The sequence below is a fragment of the Paenibacillus sp. OSY-SE genome, from assembly GCF_000283315.1.
GTDB classification, from domain to species: domain Bacteria; phylum Bacillota; class Bacilli; order Paenibacillales; family Paenibacillaceae; genus Paenibacillus_B; species Paenibacillus_B profundus.
Genome location: NZ_ALKF01000185.1, coordinates 23,400 through 49,267 on the forward strand (window position 1 = coordinate 23,400; position 25,868 = coordinate 49,267).

21 protein-coding genes are annotated in these 25,868 nt (G+C 48.3%); 18 read left to right on the top strand and 3 right to left on the bottom strand.

What is annotated here, in order from left to right; translation table 11 throughout:
- The first annotated feature begins 137 nt into the window (after positions 1-137).
- The 7 genes from A372_RS0116330 (at position 138) to A372_RS0116360 (ending at position 7,576) form a co-directional block, all read left to right on the top strand.
- Entirely contained in the window at positions 138-2,096 is a 1,959-nt protein-coding gene (locus tag A372_RS0116330; RefSeq protein ID WP_019421950.1) for a tetratricopeptide repeat protein, read from the top strand.
- A gap of 102 nt (positions 2,097-2,198) precedes the next feature.
- A complete protein-coding gene (trxB, locus tag A372_RS0116335; RefSeq protein WP_019421951.1) occupies positions 2,199-3,164 on the top strand; it encodes a thioredoxin-disulfide reductase in 966 nt (321 codons plus the stop codon).
- Positions 3,165-3,358: 194 nt separating this feature from the next.
- Positions 3,359-4,309, top strand: coding sequence for an ROK family glucokinase (locus tag A372_RS0116340; RefSeq protein ID WP_019421952.1), 951 nt, complete (start codon positions 3,359-3,361; stop codon positions 4,307-4,309).
- A 28-nt stretch (positions 4,310-4,337) separates the two neighbouring features.
- Positions 4,338-5,234, top strand: coding sequence for an RNase adapter RapZ (rapZ, locus tag A372_RS0116345; protein ID WP_019421953.1), 897 nt, complete (start codon positions 4,338-4,340; stop codon positions 5,232-5,234).
- Between the two features lie 11 nt (positions 5,235-5,245).
- Positions 5,246-6,232, top strand: a complete 987-nt coding sequence (locus tag A372_RS0116350; protein ID WP_019421954.1) for a gluconeogenesis factor YvcK family protein — start codon at positions 5,246-5,248, stop codon at positions 6,230-6,232.
- A gap of 6 nt (positions 6,233-6,238) precedes the next feature.
- Complete coding sequence (gene whiA, locus A372_RS0116355) at positions 6,239-7,171, top strand: DNA-binding protein WhiA (protein WP_019421955.1); 933 nt, start codon at positions 6,239-6,241, stop codon at positions 7,169-7,171.
- 138 nt (positions 7,172-7,309) lie between these two features.
- Complete coding sequence (locus A372_RS0116360) at positions 7,310-7,576, top strand: HPr family phosphocarrier protein (RefSeq protein ID WP_019421956.1); 267 nt, start codon at positions 7,310-7,312, stop codon at positions 7,574-7,576.
- A gap of 716 nt (positions 7,577-8,292) precedes the next feature.
- On the opposite strand, the gene A372_RS0116370 is transcribed toward A372_RS0116360, so the two are convergent.
- Positions 8,293-8,784, bottom strand: coding sequence for a hypothetical protein (locus A372_RS0116370; RefSeq protein WP_157259591.1), 492 nt, complete (start codon positions 8,782-8,784; stop codon positions 8,293-8,295).
- A 368-nt stretch (positions 8,785-9,152) separates the two neighbouring features.
- On the opposite strand from A372_RS0116370, the gene A372_RS0116375 reads away from it, so the two are divergent.
- The 5 genes from A372_RS0116375 (at position 9,153) to A372_RS0116395 (ending at position 14,034) form a co-directional block, all read left to right on the top strand.
- Complete coding sequence (locus A372_RS0116375) at positions 9,153-9,923, top strand: SIMPL domain-containing protein (protein WP_019421959.1); 771 nt, start codon at positions 9,153-9,155, stop codon at positions 9,921-9,923.
- A gap of 374 nt (positions 9,924-10,297) precedes the next feature.
- On the top strand, positions 10,298-11,269 hold the full coding sequence (locus A372_RS0116380) for an ABC transporter ATP-binding protein (RefSeq protein WP_026011113.1): 972 nt from the start codon (positions 10,298-10,300) through the stop codon (positions 11,267-11,269).
- Positions 11,266-12,117: an ABC transporter permease gene (locus A372_RS0116385; protein WP_019421961.1), complete on the top strand. Its 852-nt coding sequence runs from the start codon at positions 11,266-11,268 to the stop codon at positions 12,115-12,117. The genes A372_RS0116380 and A372_RS0116385 overlap by 4 nt, the downstream gene beginning before the upstream one ends.
- Positions 12,114-12,932 (top strand): ABC transporter permease, encoded by an 819-nt coding sequence (locus A372_RS0116390; protein WP_019421962.1) that lies wholly within the window; start codon positions 12,114-12,116, stop codon positions 12,930-12,932. The genes A372_RS0116385 and A372_RS0116390 overlap by 4 nt, the downstream gene beginning before the upstream one ends.
- Before the next feature lie 58 nt (positions 12,933-12,990).
- Entirely contained in the window at positions 12,991-14,034 is a 1,044-nt protein-coding gene (locus A372_RS0116395) for an ABC transporter substrate-binding protein (RefSeq protein ID WP_019421963.1), read from the top strand.
- 267 nt (positions 14,035-14,301) lie between these two features.
- On the opposite strand, the gene A372_RS0116400 is transcribed toward A372_RS0116395, so the two are convergent.
- Positions 14,302-14,988 carry an alpha/beta fold hydrolase gene (locus A372_RS0116400; protein ID WP_019421964.1) on the bottom strand — a complete coding sequence of 229 codons (687 nt, stop codon included), beginning with the start codon at positions 14,986-14,988 and terminating at the stop codon, positions 14,302-14,304.
- A 234-nt stretch (positions 14,989-15,222) separates the two neighbouring features.
- On the opposite strand from A372_RS0116400, the gene A372_RS0116405 reads away from it, so the two are divergent.
- The 6 genes from A372_RS0116405 to A372_RS0116435 all read left to right on the top strand — a co-directional run bounded on the left by A372_RS0116405 (position 15,223) and on the right by A372_RS0116435 (position 23,477).
- A complete protein-coding gene (locus A372_RS0116405) occupies positions 15,223-17,514 on the top strand; it encodes a helix-turn-helix domain-containing protein (RefSeq protein ID WP_019421965.1) in 2,292 nt (763 codons plus the stop codon).
- Between the two features lie 851 nt (positions 17,515-18,365).
- Positions 18,366-19,097, top strand: coding sequence for a hypothetical protein (locus A372_RS0116410; RefSeq protein ID WP_019421966.1), 732 nt, complete (start codon positions 18,366-18,368; stop codon positions 19,095-19,097).
- Positions 19,098-19,135: 38 nt separating this feature from the next.
- Positions 19,136-19,417, top strand: coding sequence for a hypothetical protein (locus tag A372_RS0116415; RefSeq protein WP_036704471.1), 282 nt, complete (start codon positions 19,136-19,138; stop codon positions 19,415-19,417).
- 436 nt (positions 19,418-19,853) lie between these two features.
- Positions 19,854-20,819, top strand: coding sequence for an ABC transporter permease (locus A372_RS0116425; protein WP_019421969.1), 966 nt, complete (start codon positions 19,854-19,856; stop codon positions 20,817-20,819).
- A 16-nt stretch (positions 20,820-20,835) separates the two neighbouring features.
- Positions 20,836-21,747, top strand: coding sequence for a carbohydrate ABC transporter permease (locus A372_RS0116430; RefSeq protein WP_019421970.1), 912 nt, complete (start codon positions 20,836-20,838; stop codon positions 21,745-21,747).
- A 122-nt stretch (positions 21,748-21,869) separates the two neighbouring features.
- Positions 21,870-23,477 carry an extracellular solute-binding protein gene (locus A372_RS0116435; RefSeq protein WP_019421971.1) on the top strand — a complete coding sequence of 536 codons (1,608 nt, stop codon included), beginning with the start codon at positions 21,870-21,872 and terminating at the stop codon, positions 23,475-23,477.
- Positions 23,478-23,552: 75 nt separating this feature from the next.
- Here A372_RS0116435 and A372_RS0116440 read toward each other — a convergent pair whose 3' ends face one another.
- Positions 23,553-25,859, bottom strand: a complete 2,307-nt coding sequence (locus tag A372_RS0116440) for a glycoside hydrolase family 3 N-terminal domain-containing protein (RefSeq protein ID WP_019421972.1) — start codon at positions 25,857-25,859, stop codon at positions 23,553-23,555.
- Positions 25,860-25,868 lie beyond the last annotated feature (9 nt).

Consider the following 25,868-nt stretch of genomic DNA (forward strand, 5'->3'; position numbering starts at 1 on the left):
ATTGGTCCGCCTGTCGCAGTTTTAAGGGCTCTATTTTTCCTTATGAAGGTTCGTGAAAGGGATGAGGGAAATGCGCGTCATTATGTTATACTGGGGGGTATGTGTACAAAAATGACGTGTCAGGAGGTGCCTTGGCGATGGCAGAACAGAAGCCACTGTGTACAAAAAAGGATCACGTGATGGAACAGGACAATGTGGTAGGGTTCCCGGCCGATGCTGTCGCGTTCTCGGAGCGCGCGGTAAAGTCGCTGGATCGGCTGCACTACGACAAGGCATTGAGATATTTTCGCAAGGCGGTTGAATGTGAGTCGGATAACCCGATTCACCAATGCAACTTGGCTGGGGCGCTCGCGGAAACAGGGAGCTTCGAAGAGTCGAATCAAATCTTAGCCTATATTGTAAATGAACTCGATCCGGAGATGAATGAGTGCTATTACTATATGGCGAACAACCTCGCTTATATGGAACAATTCGAGGAATCCGAAATAATGCTAGAGATGTACCTGGCTCGAGATCGTCACGGCGTATACGCCGAAGAGGCGGAAGAGATGCTGGAAATGATTCATTACGAATTGAATCGCCCATTTAATCCGGCTCGCCGAACGAATTCGGCAGAGGACGTTTCTGCGGAAGAGTCTTTTTCCGGGTCTTTGAACGGTGAAGCGGAAGATGAGTTTTTGGCAGAAAGAAATGATTACGAAGCTGCTGGAGGTATGCATGCTGCCGGGGATGCGAATGGAACGGCGAATGCGCCGGATGCTCCGGATGGACTAGAACAGACAGTAGAGGATCATGAGCAGGCCCGCCTTCTATTGGAAGCAGGGCGATTTGTCGAAGCGGAGAAAGTTCTGCAGCGAATTTTGGAGGCCGATCCCGATTTTTTGGCTGCACGCAACAATTTAGCGCTAGCCTATTATTACATGGGCCGATTCGATGAAGCGCGTGAGATGCTGAACGGGGTATTGGAGCGGGACTTGGGCAACTTGCATGCATTATGCAATTTGGCCATATTCGAACGCCATGCCGGTCACGAGGATACGGTGCGGGCGCTGATCGATATACTGGTCAAGATCGAACCGTTCCACCGTGAACATGTGTTCAAGTTAGCCACGACGATGGGTATACTCGACGAACACGAGCAAGCCTATCGCCATCTGCACCGCCTGGTCGCAAGGGGGATGCAGCGTGAGCCAAGCTTGTATCATTATGCAGCGGTGGCAGCATGCCATATGGGCCGATATGACGAGGCGGCCCGATGGTGGGCATCTTGCCGCCGGCTGGATCCTGAATCTGGCGTAGCGACATACTTTTTGGAACAATTGCAGCAGCGGGGAGAAGGCGGACTCGATCCGATGCCAAGCTATCATTATCGACTTCCGTACGAGGAGACGAGCCGGAAGGCCCAGGAACGCGCCACTCGCTCCACAGCCCGGAAGCGGATGGAGGAATCGGCATCCACGATGGATTATGAGGAGGACTGGGAGCAGCAGATCAAATCCGATCCGCTCGTGCGCTCCTCTCTGTTTTGGGCGCTTCGGTTCGGTGAGCCGGAAGTGAGGCTTCAGGCGCTGCAAGCAATGAGCCTGCTGGCAGACGAGGAAGCGAAGGAAGCGCTGCGGACGCTGTTGCTTGACCCGGACCAAGATGCTTATATCAAGCAGGTTACGCTATATGTCCTGCGCATGTTAGGGGTTAAGGGACCTATCGATGTGCAGTGGGACGGTGAACGGATACAAATAAGCAGCAACCATATCGCCAATCGTCTGCCAACCTGGGAGCCGCATTGGCAGCAAGTGCTGGATATGGTGCGCGACTATATGAAAGAGGAATACGACCTCTTTCAAATGCACGATGCAGAGACGCTGTGGATTGAGTTCATTACGCACCTCTATCCCGATGAAGTGCCTCGTATTACGAAGGCTTCGAGCTGGGCGGCCGCATTGGAATATATCATAGCGAAGATGTACCGTCGCCCATTGTCTTATCAGGATGTTGCTGTGCGGTACGATGTATCCGCGGCGACGGTCGCCAAGCACGTAAAGCGTATGGAAGATACCTGTCAGGTGGAAGATAGATTAAAGCAAACTTTAACCTGATTGTTGTAGAGGTTGTTTCGCAAGTTCCTTCTTGGTGCTGAAAATTCACTTTTTTAACAAGTATTTATTACACCACACTATACTGAGGGAGGCCTCACTTCTATGGAAAACAAAGTATACAAATCGGTTGTAATCGGCACGGGTCCTGCAGGATATACTGCGGCAATCTACTTGGCGCGCGCCAGTCTGAACCCGCTCGTAATCGAAGGTCCGCAGCCAGGTGGTCAGTTAACGACGACGACCGATGTAGAGAACTTCCCAGGCTTCCCTGAAGGCATCATGGGTCCTGAACTGATGGACAACATGCGCAAGCAAGCCGAACGCTTCGGCACGGAGTTCAAGTCGGGCTGGGTCACGAACGTGGACTTGTCCAAGCGCCCGTTCACGCTTCAAGTGGAAGGCATCGGAGAGATTGTGACTGAATCGTTAATCGTAGCGACTGGCGCTTCCGCACGATATCTGAACATCCCGGGCGAGCAGGAGAACTTGGGTAAAGGCGTAAGTGCCTGCGCGACTTGCGACGGCTTCTTCTTCCGCGGGAAGAAAATTGTCGTAATCGGCGGCGGGGACTCGGCGATGGAAGAAGCGAACTTCTTGACTCGCTTTGCTTCCGAGCTGACGCTGGTGCATCGCCGTGATGAACTGCGCGCTTCGAAGATTATGCAGGATCGTGCAAAGGACAACAGCAAGATCAAATGGGCTTTGAACCGAACGCCGCTTGAAGTCGTTGGAACCGGCATGGGCATTACCGGATTGAAAGTGAAGAACAACGAAACAGGCGCTGAGGAAATAATTGAAACGGACGGGTTGTTCGTCGCTATCGGCCATAAGCCGAATACGGATTTCTTGAAAGGGAGCGTTGAGTTGAACGACCAAGGCTATATCGTCGTGAAGCCAGGCACGTCCGAGACGAACATTCCAGGCGTATTCGCAGCCGGCGACGTTCATGATATGAAATATCGCCAAGCAATTACCGCCGCGGGCTCCGGATGCCAAGCCGCCCTCGACTGCGAGAAATTCCTCGAAGGCAGCATGACGCATGACTGGAGCAGCACGTTGAGCAACTAAATCAGCGGTCCGTTCCGTCGGTTTTCCCTATTACATTTTGGATGAACGGAGCCCGCGGGCTCCGTATTTTACATCATGATTTTCCGATTTTCGGATCCATTTCAACGGCAGGCCGTTCTCTTGACCTGACTAAAGGGTTCGCGTATAGTGGGTACTGAAGTACCATACGATTATGAGTAAAAGGTGGATGACGCATGTCTGAGCAAATCTACGTGGGTGTCGATTTGGGAGGTACGGCAATCAAAGTCGGTATTTGCGATGCGGAAGGACGACTTCTGCAAACGTTTGAAGGGCCGACAGAGGTTCCCAAAGGTCCCGATATCGTCATGGATAACATCGAGAAATATATTCGCCAAATCGTGGAGGAGTCGCCTTACGATTGGAGCCAAGTGGCTGGAGTCGGCGCGGGAGTTGCAGGATTTACGAATGTAAAGGAAGGCGTTATCGTGCTGGCGCCCAACGTAGGATTTAAGGATGTGCCGATTCGTTCCATATTGGAAGAACGTCTTGGCAAGCCGGTCAAGATCGATAATGATGCGAATGTTGCCGCGCTTGGCGAAGCATGGAGCGGAGCGGGCAAAGGAATCGACCACTGCGTTTGCTACACGCTGGGCACAGGTGTTGGCGGTGGGATTATTATTCATGGGAAGATCGTTCAAGGCTTCGCCGGATTAGCTGGAGAGCTCGGCCATATCGCCGTTATTCCGGATTTGGAAGCGATTCAGTGCGGATGCGGCAAGATGGGCTGTCTGGAGACCGTATCTTCGGCAACAGGTATTATTCGCATGGCGAAAGATGCCGTGGAACGCGGTGATCGCACTTCGCTTTCCTTAGTGGAAGACATAACGGCCAAGGATGTATTCGACGCTGCCAAAGCCGGCGACGAAGCGGCCAGCCGAATCGTCTCCCGTGCTGCTTATTATTTGGGGAAATCGATGGCTGCTGTTGCAGTGACACTGAATCCGGAACGGTTTATTATTGGCGGCGGCGTGTCCAAAGCCGGCGAGTTCTTATTTGACCAAATCCGTGAAACGTTCATGAAACTAACACCTGATCCGGTTACGCGCGGCGTATCGATTGTTCCAGCGGAACTTGGCAATGATGCAGGTATGATTGGTGCGGCAGGTTTGTTCTTGCGTTCGTAGTCGGCGACGGTAAGGGAGAGGACGAACGATGATCGAATCGACAGAGATGACAGCACTCGCGAAACTCGTCATTATTACAGGGATGTCCGGTGCAGGGAAGACAATAGCAGTTCAAAGCATGGAGGATCTTGGATTTTTCTGTGTGGACAATTTGCCTCCGGTTCTCATACCGAAGTTTGCAGAGCTTATTGAGCAATCCAAAGGGAAGATCGGGAAAGTAGCGCTCGTTATTGACTTGCGAGGGCGTGAATTTTTTACGGCCTTATCTGAATCCTTAAATTATATCCGAGAGCACTATACGATTAATTGTGAAATTTTGTTCTTGGATGCGACCGACGCGGTATTAGTGCAACGTTACAAGGAAAGCCGCCGTCGTCATCCACTCTATCCGAACGGGCTGCCGCTTGAGGGCATCAAGCAGGAGCGGAAGCTGCTGGAGGATTTGAAAGGATGGGCGACGCAGGTCGTTGATACGAGCAATCTGAAGCCGGTGCAGCTGAAAGAGCGAATCGTGTCCCGGTTCACGCATACGGATCAGAGCACGATGTCGGTGAATGTGACCTCATTCGGCTTCAAATACGGTGTTCCAATCGATGCGGACTTAATATTTGACGTACGCTTTTTGCCAAATCCGCACTATGTTGAACAGCTGCGTCCTCGAACGGGACAGGATATTGAAGTATACGACTACGTCATGAAATGGCCGGAGACTCAGGCTTTTTTGACGAAGCTGCTCGATATGCTTAATTTCCTGCTGCCGCAGTACCGTAAGGAAGGGAAAAGTCAGGTCGTAATCGGTATCGGATGTACCGGTGGAAAGCATCGTTCCGTTGCCGTGGCAGAATATTTGGGTCGTATGATCGGCGCCAGCGACACGGAAGTCGTTCGTGTGAGTCACCGTGATGCCGAGCGGGATCGACATTAGTGGAGGTCGCTATGGCACGTAAAGGAGAAGAGCGTGAACTTCCGCGTATCGTGGTGATGGGTGGCGGAACGGGGCTGTCCGTCATGCTGCGCGGGCTCAAAGAGAAGCCGCTTGATATTACTGCCATCGTTACAGTGGCGGATGATGGGGGCAGCTCAGGCATTCTGCGCAGTGAATTACAGATGCCGCCTCCGGGGGATATTCGCAGCGTGTTGACGGCGCTGGCCGATGTCGAGCCCTCTCTGTCTGAAATGTTGAAGTATCGTTTCCAGAACGGTTCCGGTCTGGCTGGTCACAGCTTGGGGAACTTGATTCTTGCGGCAATGACCGATATTACCGGAGACTTTGTATCTGGAATACGAGAATTAAGCCGTGTGTTGGCTGTCCGGGGGCGTGTGCTTCCGGCGGCTGATCAGGCAGTGGTGCTGAAGGCAGAGATGGCCGATGGAACGATTATCGAAGGGGAATCGTCCATTCCGAAGGCAGGGCAACGAATTAACAGGGTGTTTCTTGAGCCTGAATACGTGGAGGCGCTGCCGGAGGCGGTAGCGGCGCTGGAACAAGCGGATGCCATTCTAATGGGTCCAGGCAGCTTATACACCAGCATTATTCCAACTTTGCTCGTTCCGAAGCTGGCTCAGGCGGTACGGGAATCCGATGCGGTGAAAATATTTGTATGCAACGTGATGACTCAGCCGGGAGAAACCGATGATTACGCGGTGAGCGATCACTTGATGGCCGTACAGCAGCATGTCGGCACTCAGATGTTCGACTATGTCATTGTCAACGACGGAGAAATACCGCCGCAAGTACAGGATCGTTATGCCGAACAAGGGGCAAAGGCGGTTCATTTGGACTTGGAGGAAGTGACGAATCGAGGCTATAAGGTCATTGCGGACTCGTTAGTATTATTCCGAACGTATTTGCGTCATGATGCGGATAAACTTAGCCATCATATATATCAGCTGGTGGAGAATTGGATGCTACGAAAGAGGTGAGTGACGATGTCTTTTGCGGCACAGACGAAAAAAGAATTAACAATGGTTGAATCCGAACCGTGCTGCGAAAAGGCGGAACTGTCAGCGCTTATGCGTATGAATGGTTCAGTACAGCTCTCCTCGAATCGCAAAATCATTTTGGATATTTCGACGGAAAATGCAGCGATTGCCCGCCGCATTTATACGTTGATTAAAAAGTATTTTCAGGTGCATACTGAACTTCTCGTTCGTAAAAAAATGCGCTTGAAGAAAAATAACGTCTATATCGTGCGCATTCCGACGCGCGTGCAGGAGATACTCCATGAGCTGTACATCGTATCGGAAGGATTTCAGTTCACGGATGGTATAGAGAAACGGATAATCGCGCACAATTGCTGTAAGCGGGCTTATTTGCGCGGAGCATTCATGGCAGGAGGTTCGGTGAACAATCCCGAAGGATCCTCCTATCATCTGGAGATTTCTTCGATGTATGAAGAGCACTGCAAGGCGCTTGTGGACTTGGCCAATGAATTCCATCTGAATGCGCGGTTCATTGAGCGGAAGAAGGGCTTCGTCCTGTACATTAAAGAGGGCGAGAAGATCATCGAGTTCCTTAATATTATCGGGGCGCATCAAGCACTGTTCAAATTCGAGGATGTCCGGATTATGCGCGATATGCGCAATTCCGTGAACCGCATTGTGAATTGTGAGACCGCAAACTTGAATAAGACAATAGGTGCTGCTGTAAGGCAGATTGATAATATCCGCTTGATTGAGAAGGAATTGGGCTTAGAACAGCTCCCAGAGAAGCTGCGAGAAGTGGCTGAAGTGCGTCTGGCGCATCCGGATATCAACCTGACGGAAGTAGGAGAGCTTCTTAAAGGAAAGGTGAGCAAGTCAGGCGTCAACCATCGCCTTCGCAAAATCGATGAGCTGGCCGAGCGAATTCGCAACGGATAACGGTTTGGGAAACGAAGTGAAACAACTTTATTCCTAGTTTAAAATCGTTTATAATGCTATAATGTGATAAAATGAAGCAAAGCGGCGTAAATTTGTGTTAAAGTAAACTATACATGAAATATAGGGGGTATGATTCGCATGGCTCAACAACCAGTTGTCGTACGTTTGAAGACAGGATTGCACGCTAGACCTGCGGCCTTGTTCGTTCAAGAAGCGAATAAATATTCTTCGGATATCTTCGTTGAGAAAGAAGATAAGAAAGTGAATGCGAAGAGCATTATGGGGATCATGAGTCTCGCAATCAGCTCCGGTACGACCATTACCATTACGGCCGACGGTGCGGACGCCGATCAGGCTGTAAGCGCTTTAGTCGTGCTCGTGAGCAAGGAAGAATTGGAGAACTGATCGTTACTAACGCGATTTGATTTACGTATGAATGATACGCAGCTGCTACCCACAGCTACCCACAGAAGAGAAGAGCCTCAAGGCTCTTTCTTTTTTTTGTTTTTAAGGACTGTTTAAGTTCTGTGGAGCGAAAAATCAAAACGTAACTTTACCCATGCCGGAGAAGGCATGCCTGTTCCATTCATTGCCTTACTCTCCCCTTCATTCAGAATGGCAGCTGGCAGCCCTCGTCCCTTTCAAACGGGAATATGTAATGGCCCTTATGTCCATTCTCCCGTACAGTCAGGAGGGATAACGTCGAGGATAAGGCACGTGCCGTGTCCGTATACCATAGCATGAAGCGGCCAATTAAGATGGAAGTCAATGAGAGTGGTAAATTGGTTGTGCCATTTCCTGACGGGATGGGAGAATGAAACAAAGCGGAGGTTGATGCGGATCACCGTCAGTCTGCGCATGCCACTGCACGAACGGAACATTTCGTTAATGAGAAGAGTCAATGTTCTACCTATTTGACGGAAAGTATGCCTCAAGGCGATTTCTGGAGAGCGTTGGCAGGTGCGAAGAGAACTGTTGTTTTTCGAATAGTGAGGTGCGGACAGCGATCGAAGGCATCGAGGTGATGCCGGCGGGTGAACTGTTCTGGAAACCGCTGTAGAACATAACAAGGACCTGGGGAATACCCAGGTCCTTGTTGCCGTTCAAGTTATGTGTATGACTTATTGATTGAATACATCGATTGAGCCTTTGACGTTTCCTTTGATACGCAGACGGTACGTTTCTCCGGCCTTCACTTTATAAAAATAAAATGGCTCATTCTGCCAACCGACTTCGCCCGACTTCGTTTGCTGAAGGATCCAGCCGCTCCACGGAACATACATTTCCAAATGCATTTCATAAGTGCTGTTGCTGCCTGTATTTTTCTCCGAGCTGGCATTCACATAAATGGTACTCCGGACGGAGTCGCTTGGAATCGTTATATCCTCTTTAATTTGATGGCTGGTTGTCGTTGAAAATGAGGACGACCATAAATATAAAGCGGGTCCGAGCGTCTGAAACGGTTTCTTGTAAATCGCGGAATAGCCGCTTTCGGGACCGTATATGCGGTCCAATTGTTCTTGATTGGCCGACTTGGCAAAAAGAGAGGCAGGTGCCAGCATGCTGACGGCAAGCGCAACCAATAGAGTTTGTTTCACTTTGTTCTTAAACAACAAAAATTACCTCCTCTATCAACAATTAGGATATGTTTGCGCCTATAACATACCACGACCTGCAAGCTAGAAATAGGTTAATCAAAGTAAAATATGAAAATTTATGTATTCTATTTCAAATATTTTATATCATTGACAGCGTATATCGCGCGAGTGTTTGAAGTTTGTGTTTTTCTGTGAAATGGTAATTAATTCTTGATAACTGTTGTGGAATATTGAATTAAAAAACGATGGCGTCCGGAAAATAAGATCATCGAAAATTCATTTCGATATTTCGTCGCAAGCTTTGCAACATAATTTCCCTTGGTAACGTTTAGAAGACAAGAGGTTAGTCAATCTTAAATCTAAACGATGTGGAGGGAATGGATATGGGTCAGGTTGGGGTGCAAATGACGTCTTGGCGTCGGACGGCGGCAGCTGTCGTGTTAGTTGGTGCGATGTTGGTGGGAGTGTCAGGGGCGATTGCGCCTAATCCAGTTCATGCGGCAGGGGAACAAGTGATGCTGAAGGATACGATTAGTGTTTCGGGTATAGGTGAGATAGAAGTGACACCGGACGTGGCGTATGTGGATATCGCAGTGGAGACCCGTGCCAATACGGCTGCGGAAGCACAGCAGAAGAATGCGGCTGCATTCGATAAGGTGAAGCAGGTGCTCACCCAAAAATACGGGGTGCAGGACAAAGATTTGAAAACAACCAATTTCTCTGTAGATCCGGTATACAAATACGCCGAGAATACGGAGCCTAAGGTTGTCGCTTATCAAGCGCAGCATGCGGTACGAGTGACTTATCGCGACCTTGCCCGCTTGGGCAGTCTGGTCGATGCCGCTACGAGTGCAGGGGCGAACCGCATCATGCAGATTAATTATGACACAGAGAAACGATCGGATTATGAGACTCAGGTGCTGGAGAAAGCGGTACAGCATGCGACGAAGAAAGCTCAAGCGTTAGCGAAAGCAGCCAATCGGGAAGCAGGCATGGCGATCACGATTGTCGAGTCCGGCGCAGATTGGACTCCAGTGAGAATCATGTCGGAGCAGATGAAGGTAGCAGACAGCGCATCGAATAGCGTGTCGTCTCCGCAAGGGGGACTAGTGAAGTTGCGCGCGCAAGTGCAAGTACAATTTCAAATGAAATAATACGGAACGATGGCAGCCCCTAAGCGCAGATCAACAGAATGCGGTTTGGGGGTTGTTTTTTGATGCCATAAGCCCTAGAATGTGAAAGGGGATTCGGAAAATACCGATTTCCTTCAAATAAGTGGATTGCAGACCTTAACATGGTGGAAATACGTCAATCCCTTGAAGTTGGATGTATGTTTTTGTCGAAATTACGTAAAAATAGTTGTATCGTCAGAAAAAACGATGTATATTGGATATGCAAAAACGCCAACGTGATCTGGACGGAAAGCCATACCAATGGATATGGCTTTTTTTGCTTAATGGATAAGAACGTTACATTTCTCACAATACAGCATCGTTTCTACTTGATAGGCTGACGATATGAGGGGTTGATGCTAATGATTGAACTGGTAAATGTGGAAAAGCATTTTGCCGGGCAACCCGTTGTGCATCCTTTGTCGCTTAAGATTGACGAAGGGGAATTTTTAACGCTGCTCGGTCCGAGTGGTTGTGGTAAGACGACCATTTTACGCATGATTGCAGGATTTGAACAACCAACGACAGGCGAGATTCGGCTTGATGGAGAAAATGTTACCGATTTACCTCCGAATAAGCGCAACTTGAATCTAGTCTTTCAACATTATGCACTGTTCCCGCATATGACCGTGGAGCAGAATATTCAGTTTGGCCTTAAAATGAAAAAAATCCCGCAGGCGGAGCAGCGTGAGCGGATTGCGGATGCGATTCGTCTGACCCAGCTTACACCACTGGCAAAGCGTTTTCCGCATCAGCTGTCAGGTGGACAGCAGCAACGTGTCGCGATTGCGCGTGCCATTGCGAACCATCCGAAGGTATTGCTGTTGGACGAGCCTCTCGGCGCATTGGATCTGCAGCTGCGCAAAAATTTGCAGGGTGAATTGAAACAACTGCAGCGCAATCTAGGGATTACCTTCGTCTATGTGACGCATGATCAAGAAGAAGCGATGATGATGTCTGATCGTATCGTTATTATGAATAATGGACGCGTGGAACAAGTGGGTTCGCCTAAAGATATATACGAACGCCCGGAGACGTTGTTTGCAGCAACATTCGTTGGGGAGAACAATGTTTTTCATGAAGAGCATATGTTTGCCGTTCGTCCGGAGAAGATTCGTATTGCGGCTGAACCGGAGGATGCACGCAAATCTGGCATTATACAAGATATCGTCTATTTAGGGAACATTCATAAGCTGATCGTGCATCTTGCGCATGAGCAGACGAATGTGACCGTCGCCTTGGACTTCACGGATGAACGGAAGTGGGAAATTGGACAGCGCGTCGGTGTGAACTGGAACGCTCAGGATGAGGTGATGATCGGCCCATGAAACGCTCCTTCGGCATCATTGCGCCGGTCGTGTTGTGGCTAACGGTCTTTCTCGTCGTGCCGATGGTGGCCGTCATTGCCGTGTCCTTCATGCAACGCGACGAGTTGGGCAATGTCGTATATTCGTTTACGTTGGATAATTACGCCCGCTTTTTTGACCCGCTATACTTGGGTATTTATTGGGATACGTTGTGGCTGTCGGTCTTGACGACGGCAATCTGTTTATTGCTAAGCTATCCGCTAGCCTATTATATTTCGAACGCAAGTCCGAATCGGCAGAAGCTGTGGCTTATTCTGATTACGGTTCCATTCTGGATTAACTTCCTCATTCGGACATACGCATGGGTGTTGCTGTTGCGCACGCAAGGCGTGGTGAATAATGCCTTAATCGATATTGGGCTTATACAGGAACCGCTTCAGATGCTCTATACGAAGGGAGCTGTTCTGCTCGGGATGGTCTACACGTTCATTCCGTACATGGTGCTGCCCATTTATGTCGCTCTGGAGCAGATGGACAATCGCTTGCTGGATGCGGCAAGTGACCTGGGAGCCACGCGATGGAAGTCGTTCTGGCATATTACGCTTCCACAGACGAAGTCGGGCATCATGACCGGGAGTGTGCTCGTGTTCATTACAACGGCAGGTATGTTCGTTGTCACCGATATTCTCGGCGGCGCTAAAGCGCAGATGCTCAGCAATATTATTCAGAACCAATTCCTCGGCGCACGCGATTGGCCTTATGGATCTGCGCTGTCGGTCTTGTTCGTGCTGAGCTCGCTTATTATTATCGGGCTGTTCAATCGGGCTCTTCGCTCCAGTTATGAAGCATCGAAGGAGGCGAGAGTATGAAGGCTGCAGGCAAAGGGAAGCAGCATCCGCTGCTCGCGTTCCATTCGGCTTTGTTGATTCTGTTCATTTATGTGCCTGTCTTGATGATTATCATCTATTCGTTCAACGACTCGCGCATCAATTCGAACTGGAGCGGATTCACATTGAAATGGTACGGTTCATTGTTCGATAACCGCCAAGTGATGGAAGCACTTGGGAACAGCTTAACAATTGCCGTCATTTCAACGGTTGTGTCGACCGTATTCGGTACGATGGCTGCACTTGCGCTTCGCCGTATGGCAAGCCGCAAGAAGAAGGGCGTCATCGGGCTCCTATATTTGCCGATTATTGTGCCGGATATTATTATGGGGCTGTCGCTGCTCGTTCTGTTCAGCCAATTTCAAGTCCCGCTTGGAAAGCTGACGGTCATTATCGCCCATATTACGTTCAGCATCTCGTATGTGTACGTTATCGTATCGTCGCGCTTGGCCAATATGGGCAAGCAGCTGGAGGAAGCGGCTTCCGACCTTGGCGCATCGCCGTGGCAGACGTTCCGCTTCGTGACGCTGCCGTCTATCTGGCCGGGTGTTCTGGCTGGTGCGATTATGGCCTTCACCTTGTCGATTGATGACTTTATGATCAGCTTCTTTGTCGCCGGACCGAATTCGACCACTTTGCCTATTTATATTTATGGCTTGGTCAAGCGGGGAATTTCACCGGAGATCAATGCGCTGTGCACGCTGATGATTATCGTCAGCGTTGCGCTCATTGTGCTGGCGCAGTGGTTATTGAACCGCGGCAACGGAAACGAACGGAGTTCCATGTTGCCGTTCTAATATATTTTTTCATGATGAAAATCTGCAGGAATATGCAGGATCAGAGAGGGGTAGTAAATTGAACAAAAAGAAATGGTTCGCGGTCGTATTGGCCGGGATGTTGGCACTTACCGCACTGGCAGGCTGCTCTTCGAAGCAAGAGACGCTCAATCTGTATAGCTGGGCGGACAACTTCGATATGGACATGATTAAGCAGTTCGAATCGGAGAATAACGTAAAAGTGAACTATGCCATTTTTGCCAACAACGAGGAACTGCTGGCGAAGCTGAAAGCCGGCGGGGCGAATTATGATTTAATCCAGCCTTCGGATTATATGGTGGCAAGCATGATTAAGCAGGATCTGCTTGAACCGCTTGATTTAAATCAAATTCCGAATTTCCAATACGCAGCGGATCGTTTCAAGAACCCTGAATTTGATCCGGGCAACAAATATTCCATCACGTATACATGGGGCGTTACGGGGATCGCGTATAACAAAAAATACGTGAAAGAAACGCCTGCGAGCTGGTCCGATTTGTGGAAAGAAGAGTACAAAGGAAAAGTGCTGCTGCTGGATGACAATCGTGAAATTATCGGGATGGCGCTGAAGAAAGCCGGCAAGTCGAACAGTTCGCAAGCAGAGGCGGACATCCATGCGGCGGCTGATGATTTGCGCAAGCTGGTGCCAAGCGTGCTGGCCTTCGACACCGACAACATTAAGCAGAAGATGATTGCGGAAGAGGGTTGGATCGGAACGGTATGGTCTGGCGACGCGGCGGTAATCGCAGCAGAGAACCCGGATGTGGCATATGTGGTGCCTGAAGAGGGCGGCACGATCTGGTCGGATAACTATGCGATCCCGAAGGGAACGAAAAATAAAGAGCTGGCGCAAAAGTTCATTAATTTCATGCTGGATCCAGAAAACAGCGCCAAGAACTACGAATCGATCGGCTACAGCAACCCGATCGTGAAGGCGAAGGAATTCCATAGCAAGGAATACTTGGACAATCCGATGATCAACCTGTCGGAAGACGAGCTGAAACGCACGGAGTGGCTGATTGATGTGGGCAAGCATCTTCAATTGTACGACCGTCTCTGGACAGAACTGAAAAGCGGCCGGTAATAGAGATTCAATAAGCTTGGTGGCGTAGACCCAAAGTCTGCGTTATCAAGCTTTTTTTTGTAAGATTTTAGCAATGGGGATTGGGGCATCTTAAGCTTCACCAGCAAAGGAAAAGACAAAATTGTCGCAGATTTCGATAGATTCGGAACATTGACGCTGGTGGGCTACGACTTTTCAGCCATTTGGCGGTAGAAGCCAGGCAATATGAAGGTTGACGAGGCTGCCGGAACGATGTTCCGGCAGCCTTAAAACATGTTTAGAGGTTTGTCATATACAATCGTTCAAAATATGAACCACCTTCTGTGGCTGGGTCTGCATAACCCAATGTCCGCCCGACTCTGCCGCAACGTGGCGCCACCCGGAATCTTTCGCCCGCTGTGCCGATTTCCGGAAGACAGGAGTCATGGGCCATTGCTCGGGATTGTCCAGCACCTCGATATATGTACGCGGGATGTGGGCAGCTTCGGGATGATTAATGTCGACTGGTTCGGTAAACGACAACAACGTCATAGGTGACTTTCTCCAATCAGATGTCGCACGCGGATGTATTTTCCAACCATCGCCTGTCTCTTGGGCATCCTTTGGAAATTGCTCGGCCATATGGGGGCCTGAGATGCTGGCTATGGACTCGCCGTCATAAGGAACGACCGCATCAACAAAGACAAGATGCTTCAAGCGGTCAGGCAATCGTTCGGCTACCCCTGAAATGACCATTCCGGAGTAGCTATGGCCGACCAGGATGACATCTTGTAAATCTTCGTATTGAATGACCCCGGCTATATCTTGAATAAAAGTGGTCAGTCCTACATCGGGATGCGCCAAATGCGTTCGTTCACCGAGTCCGGTCAGAGTAGGGACATATACCTCATGTCCCGCGTCACGCAGCAGCGCCGCTGCGTCCTTCCACACATAGCCGCCGTCCCATGCGCCATGCACCAACACAAAGCTTGCCATCGATAAAATCCCCTCTCATAATTTCGATTGTTCGAATATAGTAGAATAATAATACAAAGCTTGTAATTAAGCAACAATTAACATATGCTTGTCGAATGGTGAGAGTCATAATTTGTCGAATTTTATATAAGAATAGGTTTCAGTATGGTATAATATAAAACGCTTACAATAAAAGTCAGCCTTTTTCCTACAACTTGCACGCATTGACATAGAACTATGGGAGGGGATCGGAAGATGCGATGGAATCATTTTAAATCCAAGCTGCTGATAAAGTATATTTTGTCGTACTTATCGATCTTTCTGGTTCCCATAATTATTATGACGGTTATTATTTATGAGAACGCGGTCAATAACTTGCGCTCTGAAATTGAACAATCCGGCATTAGCCACCTGGAACAAGCCAAAATGAACATCGATGGCAGGATGACGGAATTGAGCGAAATCGCCGCGCGAATAAGCTTCGACAGCAAGCTGACACCCTATATGGTACAGCACTTCTATTATAGCGGCGAAGCGATCGAGGCTTTGGATAAGTACAAAGCGAACAGTTCCATCATCAATGAGCTGTTTTTATATTTTCGCGGCGATGACATCATATACTCTTCGAGAGGACTGATGTCCATCGATACGCTCATCGATCACAGCTATTCGTTTATGAATTGGGATAAGGAGACATTCGTCAAGGACTTGAACGCGGTCAACCTCCCGACGCTTCGTCCGTCCGATTCGGTTACGGTGAACAGGAATGCGAAAAACCGAATGCTTGCTTATCTCGTTCCAATACCGCCGAATCAGACTTATTCCCACGGTACGGTCATGTATCTCATTGAAGAGTCAATGCTTACTGGAATTATGGATTCGGTTCTCGGCAACTTCGAAGGAAACGCTTATATTTTTGGTGTGGATGGCCAAGTACTTGCCGCGACAAGCCGTGGGGATGCGATGGTTGAAGCTGATATGGCTAAGCTAGCCTCAATACCCTCCGGCATTCATAGCGCCAATTTCGGTAATGTGGACCACTCCGTCGTAGCCGTCAAATCGGAAGCGAATGGCTGGACCTATGTTACAGCGATGCCATCGGAACAGTTTTTTGGCCGCGTCGTGCATATCCAGACGTTTATTTTCATGATATTTGGCGTCGTCCTTATCTTCGGCTCTATTTTGGCCGTGCAGCTGGCTCGACGGCAGTACCACCCGATCCGCGATCTGATGGAATTTGCCAATCTAAAGAAGAATTCAGAGCACGTCTTGCCGAAAGGGAAAACCGAGCTGGAATGGATACGGGAAACGCTGTTGTCCTACCAGAATCAAGTCGATCTGCAAGAGCCATATGCGCGGAACCAGTGTCTCCTGACACTGCTGAAACGCGGGGCTCCGAGCCGCCAGGAAGCAGAAGACATGCTGCATATGATCGGCGCCTCCACGCCGGGCAACCGCTTGTTCGTCATTATTATGGCTTGGGATTATAGTGAGGAATTGCCTTTTTCCGTGGACAATCGGGAGGCGCTGTTGCAGAAGCTTGCCGAACTTCAACTAAGCCATGCGCAAGCGACCGTATATGGGGTGGAATTGTCGCAGCCCGCTCAGCTTGCTCTTATGGTCAGCATGACTGCGGATGAGGCTGATAATGAACAAATCTGTATGGAGTCGATCATCGAAGAGATGCAGAGCATGGTCTTGGAGCATACACAGGTCGTGCCGACGATGGGAATCGGCGGTTGCTACGCCGGTCCCGAACAACTGAACCAATCCTACATCGAGGCTGCGTCTGCACTCGAATATCGGATTGTGAACGGAAAGGGCAGCGTCACCTTCTTTTCCAACCTGTCTCATGAACAGGATCATGACTTCTGGATTGCGAAGGACTCGCTCATTAAGCTGGCCCAGAGCTTGAAGCAAGGCAACGCCAACGTAGCGGTCGCCACTATTGGCGCCCTGTTCAGCAAGCTGCATAGTCAAGACATGTCGATCGCGCTTCTGCGCTGCATGTGCTTTGATTTGCTTAATACGGTACTGAAGACCGCATCAGAGCTAGGGCTTGCGGAGATGGCGAAGCGTGTGCCGGATTTGACGAGCTTCGAGACGTTAGAGCAGCTGGAAGCGAAGCTGTGCGAGCTGGCTATCTACATTTGTGGTCAAGTGGAACAGCTGCAAGAGACGGAGCAGCGCTCGCTCACCGATGAAGTCATTGCGTACATTGAGCAGCACTATTCAGATTATGAGCTTAGCCTTGAGCGGCTAGCAGGGATTTATCGAGTATCTGTCTCCTATTTGAGCCGTTCGATTAAAGAGAAGATCGGTCAGACATTTTCGCAATATGTGTGGCAACTGCGCATGGATGAGGTCGTCCGCCAGCTGAAGAGCGGTGACGAGCCACTCAAGGACATTATTTTGCGTGTCGGTTATTTGGATGTGCCGAACTTTATCCGCAAGTTCAAGAAGGAAACCGGGTATACGCCGGGGCAATACCGGAAGCTGTACGGGGCAGGCGAAGTCTCTGCCGGCTTGGATGAGGATGGAATTTAGGCAATCGTATGAATATATAAATATCGACGTATTCTCCTCCTTGTGGTCAAGCTAAGTCATCGCATCAACGCTATTCACAGGAGGGGATAATATGTCACATACAGGCTATCGTTCTAAACTATAAAGTGCAATTCTCTTTCTGCGGACTTACCGAAAAACCTCTATTTGCTGTTCGTCCATGACACTATCCGTAAGAAGACTATCCCCTCGTCACAGGCTCAGCTACCCATCGAGCAGTTATCTTTATCGCTATCCCACTTTACATTTTTGGGCATATATGGTATGTTTTTTACAACTCCAATAAACACGATAAAAGTAATAATTGAACCCACTTCATTTACTCAACTTAATTCCCCCCTGTTATTGAGCGCATAAGAATATCGAAAATAATATACACATGAACCATGAATGATCCCCTCAGACTTTCTTATCAAAGAACTTCATAAGCGTTAGTTAGTCTGTATAAGCTATATTAGCCACCTTTGTAGAACAGAAATCTAATCGGAAGCTAAATCTGAGAATACACTCTTCAAGGATCCGTTTTCACAATGGGCTAAAGCGTGAACTCCTTATTCGGCATCGATGGGGTGTTGCTGGCCGAGCTAGAGAGAATAATATCGGAGCGTTCATCGGTTAAATCGTACACAAAGTAACGCATATGTGCTACTTCTCTTTTTCTTGCAGTGCTGAGCGTTCTAGTTCCACATTACAGAAGCACTCCGGACTTTTAAAGCTGAAAGAATACTGGTGGTAGGCGTTAAAGCTCATTTCTCCTTCCTTTTTCAACGTAAATAATACAGGGATTTGGGCTTGGTTTCCATATTTAACAATTAAAAAGGAGGCAAGTACAAATGAGGAGAAATATTATCGAAAAAACGTTAAGTATGTTGTTAGCTGTGCTTGTGATCAGCAGTGTCTTTTTCAGTGTAAATTCTTTTGCAACCGAAAGTAGTGTATTTCCTAGTAAGGAAGAGTTCCTGCAAATGGTAAGAAGTGATTTGAATTATGTGAAATACAAGAATAATTTACTACACGTTGAACCTGAACTAGTGAATGATCTTCGTGATGAGAACAATAAACCGTACGGCTATATTGCTCAATTTGAATTTGAATATGGGTATGAGGTAAAGAATATAATTCAATTAGCTTCGCTCCTCACCTTTACCTATGATAGTAACAAACAAGAAGTCGAAACTTTCATAATAGACTATAGTAATTCATATTCTGATGGAAAAGTATACCTGAGAGATCATGCTGAAAGTATCCTGCATTCTTACGCAGTCAATGAAAACCTCAAAGACTATTTCTCGGCTATTACTAATGAAGCTCAAGAGTTACAAGAATTAAATAGCGATACTATCTTATCCAATACCTATTGCTGGCAATGTACAAAATATGAGGACAGAGGGGACAACTATGATGGAAAATGTGCAGCGATGGTAGGGACGGCCTGTATATTTGCAGACAAAGTGCCCTACGGAAAACTTATATGCGCCGGGGCAACAATTATAGGTTGTTACGTGCCTCCGTATAAAATATGTGTAGAGGGGAGATGGAATAGCAGGTGTCCTGTTGAGGATTGAACATATTTCTGCTTTCACCTTTAAATAAGGGGATGTTTATGAACATTAAAGAATGGGTGCTTTCAATCGTTATACATGCTTTTTTAGGTTATCTATGGGTTCTTTTTGTTGAGCATGTCTTGGGCCTTGCTAATTCAATGGATAATATGATTTTAGGGGGTCTGATCCTATTATTAGGCACCTATTTGTTTTGGTTCACTGTAAATCGAATAACTCCGTTTAACAGCTACAAACTAACTCACCCTGCTAAGGTTGCAGGTGTTATCTCTTTTGGCGTGGTCGTCATCGTGCTTGTGTTTGTATGTAAAATCATAACCTGAACGATAAATGATAATGAGCAAAAGACAATCGGATTCGAGAAAGCTGCCGCAACGGAAGATACGAATAAATGTTGAATCGTCAGACCGCCAAGGATTATTTTCCGGCGGTCTCTTTGCGCGCCCGGGGGGCCATTGTAATCAGCAAATATGCAAATGTGTTGAATTTGTTGCGTTACCGCTAACATCAATTTTGACCAATTTTACACTAGAAAGCTGCTTGTTGGCAGCGCCCTCCAAATATTGAAAAGCCAGCAACCACGCGGGTTGAGAGCGCTTTTAAAATGACAATGCGGAATCGACATATTTACGGTACAGCAGGCGGATGCCTACAATAATACATGTAAGCGCTAGCAGGAACGAAACGGAAAATCGCAAGCACTGCTAGCACAGCGACAATTATAGATACGCGAAACTTTGAAAGGAGGGAGTGGACACGATGCAAGGAAACGGACAAAGTGCCCTTTCAATGAACGTGGAACCGACAACTATAATTAAAAAGAAATCAACCTGGAGAAAAATGCTGCAAAACTGGGAGCTGTATTTGTTTATAGCACCTGCGTTTTTTTACTTCCTCATTTTCCACTATGGTCCGATGTACGGGATTCAAATTGCTTTCAAAAACTTTATCCCGGCAAAGGGGATTATGGGGAGCCCTTGGGTAGGATTCGATCACTTCGAACGATTTTTTAACTCCTACTATTTCTGGGATCTGTTGTGGAACACGCTCAGCATCAGCCTGTACGAATTGGCGATTGGCTTCCCGCTTCCCATCATATTGGCATTAGCATTTAACGAAGTGAAGGACGGCTTCTTCAAGAGAACTGTGCAAACGGTAACATACGCGCCACACTTTATTTCCGTGGTCGTTATGGCTGGTATTATCATTACGTTCTTGTCGCCTTCGTCAGGTATTATCATTCACATTCTGACTTTCTTGGGTATAGACGCGCCATCCTTCCTGACGGACCCGGCGTGGTTCAAGACTATGTACGTCCTGTCCGGTGTGTGGCAGAGTACGGGGTGGGGAACCATCATCTACTTGGCTGCTCTGTCCGGTGTCGATCCGCAGCTGCATGAAGCGGCGGTTATGGATGGTGCGAGCCGGTGGCAACGGATTTGGAACATTAATATTCCGACCATTGTACCGACGATTACGATTTTGCTCATTTTGAACATGGGCAGCATTCTGGGCGTTGGCTTCGAGAAAATCTTGCTGCTCCAGAACCCGCTTAACATGGAAGCATCAGACGTTATTTCGACCTTCGTATACCGTTCCGGTCTGATAGATGCTCAATACAGCTTCTCCACCGCTGTAGGCTTGTTCAACTCGGTGGTTAACGCAATCTTGCTCGTCACAGTCAACCAAATTGCGCGTCGTACTAGCGAAACAAGTCTGTGGTAGAAGGAGGGAGTGGCACATGGCTGCTGTCGTGAAAGAAACAAGATCGGACAAAATATTTATTGTATGCAACTATATTTATCTCTTACTGGCATTCGTTATTGTAGCGTATCCGCTGTTGTACATCATCAGTGCATCCATCAGCGATCCTAAGCTGGTCAACTCGGGTGAAATGTGGTTATTGCCGAAAGGAATTACGTTCGACGGCTACTTGAGAGTGTTTGAAAATGCCAAAATATGGTCGGGGTATAAAAATACCATTATCTATACGGTGATCGGCACGACAGTTAACCTGCTCGTGACCTTGCCTGCGGCATATGCGTTGAGCCGTAAAGACTTCATCGGTCGCGGCTTCTTCATGGCAATGTTCATGTTCACGATGTTCTTTGGCGGCGGTCTCGTACCGGGCTACTTGCTGATTAAGAACTTGGGACTCATCAACAGCATGTGGGCACTCATTCTGCCGGGAGCGGCTTCCGTATGGAACATCATCGTGGCGCGGACCTTCTTCCAGTCCACGATACCGAAGGAATTGCAGGAGGCAGCGCATATCGACGGCTGTACCAACATGAGGCTGTTCATCAAGATCGTATTGCCGCTGTCGGCTCCAATTATCGCCGTTATGGCTTTATTCTACGGCGTTGGTCATTGGAACAGCTACTTCGGAGCCCTCATTTATTTGAACGAAGAGGCAAAATATCCGCTGCAGATGATTTTGCGCCAGATTCTCGTTCTGCAGGAAATGTCTGCGGAGACAACAGGTGCGGCGGTTAACGCATCGGTCGCTGCGGCGCTCAACAACAAGGCAGAGGTGGCTTCACTGGTCAAGTATGCGGTCATCATTGTCTCAACTTTGCCGGTAATCGCTGTCTATCCGTTCCTGCAGCGCTACTTCGTGCAGGGGGTCATGATTGGTTCCGTCAAAGGTTAATCGCTATATCTCCTATATAATAGGTTGCCGAAAATGATAACCAAAGATTTCTTGTCTTTGATTATTATAAATATGCAAGTCCAAGAGGTATAATGATATTCATAAAAAGGGAGGATCTTGCAATGCAAAAGCTAAAAAAGACGTGGGCAATGCTGTTGTCCATGACCATGATCTTCACACTTCTTGCCGGTTGCGGAAGCGGGTCATCGGACACGCCTGCTGCTGAAGGCAACAAGAGCGGTGAAGAAACCGCAAGCAATGTAAACAAGGAAGGCTTCCCAATCGTAAAAGAACCGATCACATTGACGATGATGGGTCAAGATGCAGGTATTCAAAACTGGAAGGACATGGAGTTCTTTAAAAAGATGGAAGAAATGACGGGCGTCAAGCTTGAATTCCGCAACGCTCCAATCGACAGCTTTGATACAAAGAGAAACCTAGTATTTGCAAGTGGTGACTATCCGGATGTATTCTTCTCAGGACAACTGCAAGCTTCAGACGAAGTAAACTACGGCGGACAGGGCGTCTTGCTTCCATTGGAAGACTTGATTGAGAATTATGCGCCAAACCTTAAGAAAATACTTGACGATAATCCAGATATCCGCAAATCGATTACAACACCTGACGGTCATATCTATTCCTTGCCGAACATTGATTTGGATGCTGGCTGGTATCGCGGTCCAATGTGGTACAACGGCAAGTTCTTGAAAGCGCTCGGCATGGACAAGGTTCCGTCCACAACTGACGAATTGTACACCTACTTGAAACGCGTCAAAGAAGAGGATCCGAATGGAAACGGCAAACAAGATGAAATTCCGCTCACTTCCGTTAAACTGGACGATCTCCGTATGTGGCTGCTGGGTTCCTGGGGGATTTATAACGAAGTCATTTATGCCGATAAGGAAAATAAAGTCCACTATACGCCGATGGAACCAGGATACAAGGAGTATCTGACATTCCTGAACAAGCTGTGGAGCGAAGGATTGCTGGATAAGGAAACATTCTCGCAAACGGACGAACAGAAGAAAGCGAAAGGTAAAAACAACCAAGTCGGCTTGTTCGCTGACTACCATGCTTACTTCACATTGGGCGGAGAACCTAACATGACGGATCCAATGTACGCTCCAGTGAATAGTAACGTTCCGGCAGTAGCTGCGAAGCACCCGGGTCTGGCTAAAGGCGCATTCGCTATCACGAACAAGAACCAAAATCCTGAAGCTACAATTCGTTGGGTTGATTATTTGTACTCCGAAGAAGGTGCTGAACTGCTTAGCAATGGTCCTGAAGGCATCCTCTGGAAGTATGTGAACAAAGACGATCATACGAAGGAATGGTTGCCTGTACCAGGCGGCGGTGATCGTGAAGAATATCGGGCGACATTAACGCCTGACTATGCTACCGTTGTTCCAAAATTGTCGAATGACAATGTGAAGCGCGGTTTCGAGGGCGAATTCGAAGCATGGCTCAAAAAGGAAACGGCAGAAAAAATAGCTCCGATCAGTAAAGTTCCTTTCCCTAGCGTCTACTTGTCTCAGGAAGATCAGCAAGAAGCGTCCAGCTTGCGTTCCGACTTGGATACGTATGTGAAGCAAATGGAAGCGAAATTCGTAACGGGACAAGAACCTCTTAGCAACTGGGATAAATATATTGAAACTTGCAAAAAAATGGGCGGCGAGCGCATCGTTGAAATTTACCAAGCTGCTTATGACCAATGGAACTCCAGTAAGTAATGGAATGGGAAATAACCGGGAGCTTAATGCTTCCGGTTATTTCTATACTACGCGCTCCTATCCAAGCTAGGATAACTAGCTTACTAAGTGAATCCTTACACTTTTCGTATCCTCTGAGCTGCCACCAACCATCACCATCACACTTCCGGGCTCTATTGCATAATTCATGTCTGCGGCCCAAATACCAAGCTCCTTCCGCGTTAATCGAAATCGTACAGTCCGCTTCTCGCCAGAGGCTAGCCATATCTTCTGAAATCCCTTCAGTTCTTTGACGCGGGTAGTTATACTAGCCTCCATATCCTTAATGTACAATTGAACAACTTCCGCTCCTGCAACAGGGCCGACATTCTCAACGTCGATCAGAATCTCTGCATATCCGCCTTCCTCCAAGTCACGGATGGAATATTGAGGTTGAACGGTATGCAGATTATGATAGCTGAACGATGTATAGCTTTCTCCATAGCCAAATGGATATGATGATATCTGCACACTGTCCGCATATCTCGGCTCATGCCCCAGATCCTTGTGATTGTAATAAACAGGAAGATGGGCAGAGGAATATGGAATAGTTACCGTGAGCTTTCCGCTCGGATTTACCTTGCCAAATAAAATCTCACCGATAGCTTGACCGCCTTCAGGCCCCGGATACCAACCGCATAAGACAGCTGAACACTGATCAACTACCTCAGATATCGCATGAGGACGGCCTTGAATCAACACGAGTACAATTGGTGTACCGGTTGCTGCAATTTCACGGATCAATTCCTGCTGTGAACCACCAAGTCGCAAATCTGTTACATCAACACCTTCTCCACAGTCCATCTCGGAGGGCTTGCCATCTGTCACGATGGCTGCACCATTAATATCAAACTGTATGTCGAAGTTACGGGTACTGCTGCCTCCCATAACCAATATGGCTACATCGGACTGTTTGGCCACATTCACTGCCTCCGCGAAGCTTTCTCTAGACATATCGCGAATGCCGCAGCCCTTAGCATACGCGACCTGAGCGGAACCCGCTGCCTTCCTGATTCCTTCCAGTACCGTTACACCGTGACCCGGACGCTGAGTAGCTGTGTAATCCCCCAGCTGGTTATAGATCTGATCCGCATTCGGACCGATCACAGCAATCTGTTTAACATTGGAATCAAGCGGCAGCAGCTTGCCTTCATTTTTTAAGAGTACAGCCGATTCTCTCGCTAGCTGCAGATTTACTTTTCGCGTTACATCACTCCCGATAACATCAATAGCCGCCACTTCATCTGTAAAGGGGTTATCGAATAGTCCTAATTCGAACTTAAGGCGCAATACCCGGCTAACCGCTTGATTGATGTACGACATCTCCACTTTTCCATTCAACACAGCTCGCTCTAGCGTACTGAATGAGGTATCCCATAAGCTTAGATCGACACCTGCACGCAATGCCATGGCTGCCGCTGATTCATAATCGCCCGCCTGCAGCAGCAGTCGGTCAATCGCTGTTCCATCTGCCATTACGATGCCTTGGAAGTTCCATTCATCACGCAGAATTCCCGTGAGTAGTTTTCGATTCGCATGACATGGAATACCGTCAATCTCGTTGTAAGCAGCCATACATCCCATAGCGCCTGCTTCTACACCGGCTTCCATACCAGAAAGGTGAATCTCGCGCAGCTCTCGTTCGCCGATGGAAGCGGGGGCCGCATTGCGGCCCCCTTCACATGAGCCTTGAGCGCTAAAGTGCTTCAGCACAGCGGCTACTTTATCCGGATGTCTCAAGGCTTCAGTGGAGCTTCCTTGCAAGCCCTTCACAGCTGAAGCCGTGAATTGCGCCGTTAGATACGGATCCTCACCATAGCATTCCTCTGAACGCCCCCAGCGTGGATCGCGCAACAGATCCAACGTGGATACCAGCCCGAGATGACCGCCGCGCGCCCGAATCTCAGCGCCTACACGTGCATAGGCTTCTTGCGCTAGTGCCGGATTCCATGTGGAGCCTATACCTATATTGGTCGGAGTCAGTGTCCCATCCAACGCCTGATGGCCATGCGGACATTCCTCGGACAACAGCACAGGTATCCCCAATCTCGTATGTTCCATACAATAGCGCTGGATCATATTTGCAACCTTAGCGCTATTCGCTGCGTTAATTCCATTCTCGTAGGTTACCTTCGACCATGGATCTGCACGAAATAATCCATACAGCGCACCCATACCATCGCCGAACGCCACCTCATCCATGAAGTGCTCTGTCAGTTCAAAGCCATCTGCCGTTTTGCGAAATGCATTCCAGCCGAAGATTCTCTGATTCAACTGACCTACCTTCTCCTTCAAGGTCATTCTGCCAAGCAAATCATTTAGCCGCTGTTCAACAGTTATTGATTTATCTTTATATAGTTCCATCATATCCTC